At 67.0% G+C, this 2,924-nt stretch carries 4 protein-coding genes; all 4 read right to left on the reverse strand.

Translation table 11 applies throughout. The features are described 5' to 3' along the window. A partial coding sequence (locus ACMV5O_RS21190) for a biotin/lipoyl-containing protein (protein WP_416165296.1) occupies positions 1-104 on the reverse strand: 104 nt, incomplete at its 3' end. 69 nt (positions 105-173) lie between these two features. Then, a complete protein-coding gene (locus ACMV5O_RS21195; RefSeq protein WP_416165293.1) occupies positions 174-1,352 on the reverse strand; it encodes a cystathionine gamma-synthase family protein in 1,179 nt (392 codons plus the stop codon). An 85-nt stretch (positions 1,353-1,437) separates the two neighbouring features. Beyond that, a complete protein-coding gene (doeB, locus tag ACMV5O_RS21200) occupies positions 1,438-2,430 on the reverse strand; it encodes a N(2)-acetyl-L-2,4-diaminobutanoate deacetylase DoeB (RefSeq protein WP_416165294.1) in 993 nt (330 codons plus the stop codon). 5 nt (positions 2,431-2,435) lie between these two features. Continuing rightward, the coding region (locus tag ACMV5O_RS21205; protein WP_416165295.1) for a M24 family metallopeptidase at positions 2,436-2,924 on the reverse strand (489 nt) is incomplete at its 5' end.

The following is a 2,924-nucleotide window of genomic DNA, read 5'->3' on the forward strand; positions in this document are numbered from 1 at the left end:
GCATCGTCCACCTGGATGCTGTCGCCGACCTTGACGAACAGCTCGATCACCGGCACCGAATCGAAATCGCCGATGTCGGGCACCTTTACTTCGATCAGATTCATAGGGGGCTCCTGGAGCGCGCAGCGCCCCGAAGGGCGCTGCGATGTGTTGAGGTTTGACAGCGAGGCGGGTCAGGCCTTGGCCAGCGCCTGCTCGAGGTCGGCGATCAGGTCGTCGCCGTCCTCGATGCCGGCCGAGTAGCGGATGAGGCTCTCGGGAATGCCGGCATTGGCCCGCTCCTGCTCGGAGAGCTCGACGTGGCTGGTGGTGCGCGGCGGGCCGACGAGGGTGCCGACCGAGCCCAGACTGGCGGCCTTGTGGGCGTACTTCAGGTTCTCGAGCACGGTCACGACCTTGTCGAAGCCGCCCTTGAGCGAGAAGCTCAGCATGCCGCCGAAGCCGGTCATCTGCTTCCGGGCGATGTCGTGGTTGGGGTGCGTCTCGAGGCCGGGGTAGAAGACCTTGTCGACCTTCGGGTGCTGCGACAGCCAGGTGGCCACGCGCATGCCGTTCTCGTTGTGACGCTTGATGCGCAGCTCGAGGGTCTTCATGCCACGCAGGATCATGTAGGCCGAGTGCGGGTGCAGCGTGGCACCGGTGATCTCGCGATAGTGGAAGATGCGGTCGATCAGGTCCTTGCGCCCGACGGCGAGCCCGCCCATGACGTCGGAGTGACCGTTGAGGTACTTGGTGGCGCTATAGACGACGACGTCGGCGCCCAGGGTCAGCGGGCGCTGGTTGATCGGGGTGGCGAAGGTGTTGTCGACGACGACGACGGCGCCAACGGCGTGAGCGGCCTTGGCCAGGCGCTCGATGTCGACGATCTTCAGGGTCGGGTTGGTCGGCGTCTCCAGGTAGAGCACCTTGCAGCCCTTGGCGACCTCGCGCTCGATGGCGTCGAAGTCGGAGGTGTCGCACAGGCAGACGTCGACCTGCATGCGCGGCAGGAACTCGATGAAGATCTTGTTCGAGCCGCCGTAGGTGTCCTTCACCGCGACCACCCGCTCACCCGGGGCGAGCAGGGTGAACAGGGTGTTGCTGATTGCCGCCATGCCGGTCGAGAAGCTGGTCGCCTCCTCGCCGCCGTCCATGATGCGGATCTTTTCTTCCAGCGGGCGCACCGTGGGGTTGGTGTTGCGCGAGTAGATGTGACCCTTCTTGCGGCCGAGGGCGACGTCGAACCATTCGCCCATGTCGTCGTAGCCGAAGGTCACCGAGTTGAAGACGGGCAGGCAGATCGCGCCCTCGGCGAACAGGTTCTCCTCGCCGGCCCAGACGGCGGCGGTGCTCGAAGTGTTGAAATCGCTCATTGCTGTTACTCCTCTCAAGTTGGGAATGACTTCCCGGGCCGCGTGTGCGGCAGTGTGTCCATGGGGGGGTGGGGCGGGGCCGGCCTCAGTCGACGATCTCGGCCACGACGGCAAGGGTGTCGCCGCAGCCGATCAGGCCGGGAAAGTGGCGCGCAGCCAGCAGACCGTCGCGCCGGGCGTGGTAGTCCACCGGCGCCGTGCCGGTGCGGCGGACATCGTGCACACGGGCGATCAACTCGCCCTTCTTCACCGTGTCGCCGAGATCGCGGCACATCTCGAGCAGGCCGTCGTGCAGACTGGTCACGTAGCAGTCGCCATCGGGCATGTCGAGGCGGACCGTGGGGCGCTGCTCCAGCTCGCCGCGGCAGATGCCGCAGTGGATCAGGAACTGGCGCACGCCACGGTCGGCCACGGCGACGCTGCGTGCGGTGGCGCTGCCGCCGCCGCCCAGCTCGGTGGACACGAAGACCTTGCCGGCGGCCTCGGCGGCGGTGTCGAACATGCCGACCGCGTCGAGTTCGAGCAGGGTCATCGAGTACGGGGCGTTGAAGGCCTGCATCGCCGCGCTGCAGCGCGCCTGCTGCGCCTTGTCGTCGAGCACGTGGATCGCGGCAAAGGGCAGGAAGTCGAGCGTCCGCCCGCCCGAATGGATGTCGAGCACGAAGTCGGCGCGCGGCAACAGGTGGCGCTGCACGTAGTCGGCGATCTTCTCGGTGACCGTGCCGTCGGGCTTGCCCGGAAAGGTCCGGTTCAGGTTGCCGCGATCGATCGGCGAGGTCCGCGTGCCGGCGCGAAAGGCCGGGTAGTTCATGAACGGCACGATGATCACGCAGCCGCTCACCTCTTCGGCACGCAGCGTGTTGGCGAGCTTGGCGAGGGCGATCGCGCCCTCGTACTCGTCGCCATGGTTGGCGCCGGTCAGCAAGGCGGTCGGACCCTGGCCGTTGCGGATCATGGTGATCGGGATCATCACCGCGCCCCAGGCCGCGTCGTCGCGCGAGTAGGGCAGCTTCAGGAAGCCGTGCTGCACGCCTTCGGCATCGAGATCGATGGTCGGGCTGATGGGAGACGGTCTCATGGTGCTCAATCCTTGACGAACAGTTTTCTGGGCGTGTTGCAGAAGGTCTCGACGCCGGTGTCGGTGATGAGGATGCTCTCGGTGATCTCGAGGCCCCAGTCGTCCTGCCACAGGCCGGGCATGAAGTGGAAGGTCATGCCGGGCTGCAGCACGGTGTCGTCGGTGGGGCGCAGGCTCATGGTCCGCTCGCCCCAGTCGGGCGGGTAGCTGGCGCCGATGGGGTAGCCGCAGCGGCTGCTCTTTTCGATGCCGTAGCGCTTGAGCACGCCGAAAAAGGCGTTGGCGATGTGGGAGCAGGTGTTGCCGGGCCGGGCGGCGTCGAGGCCGGCCTGGATGCCTTCGACGACGGCCTTCTCGGCCTCGATGAAGTGCTGCGGCGGGGTGCCGAGGTAGACCGTGCGCGACTGCGGGCAGTGATAGCGGCGATAGCAGCCGGCGATCTCGAAGAAGGTGCCGGCGCCGCGCGCGAAGGGGGTGTCGTCCCAGGTCAGGTG

The organism is Thauera sp. WH-1, assembly GCF_047806685.1.
GTDB lineage: Bacteria > Pseudomonadota > Gammaproteobacteria > Burkholderiales > Rhodocyclaceae > Thauera.

Excerpts from the sequence above, each read along its gene's own strand:
- doeB (WP_416165294.1), bottom strand. The coding sequence starts at position 2,430 with ATGAGACCGTCTCCCATCAGCCCGACCATCGATCTCGATGCCGAAGGC.
- ACMV5O_RS21195 (WP_416165293.1), bottom strand. The coding sequence starts at position 1,352 with ATGAGCGATTTCAACACTTCGAGCACCGCCGCCGTCTGGGCCGGCGAG.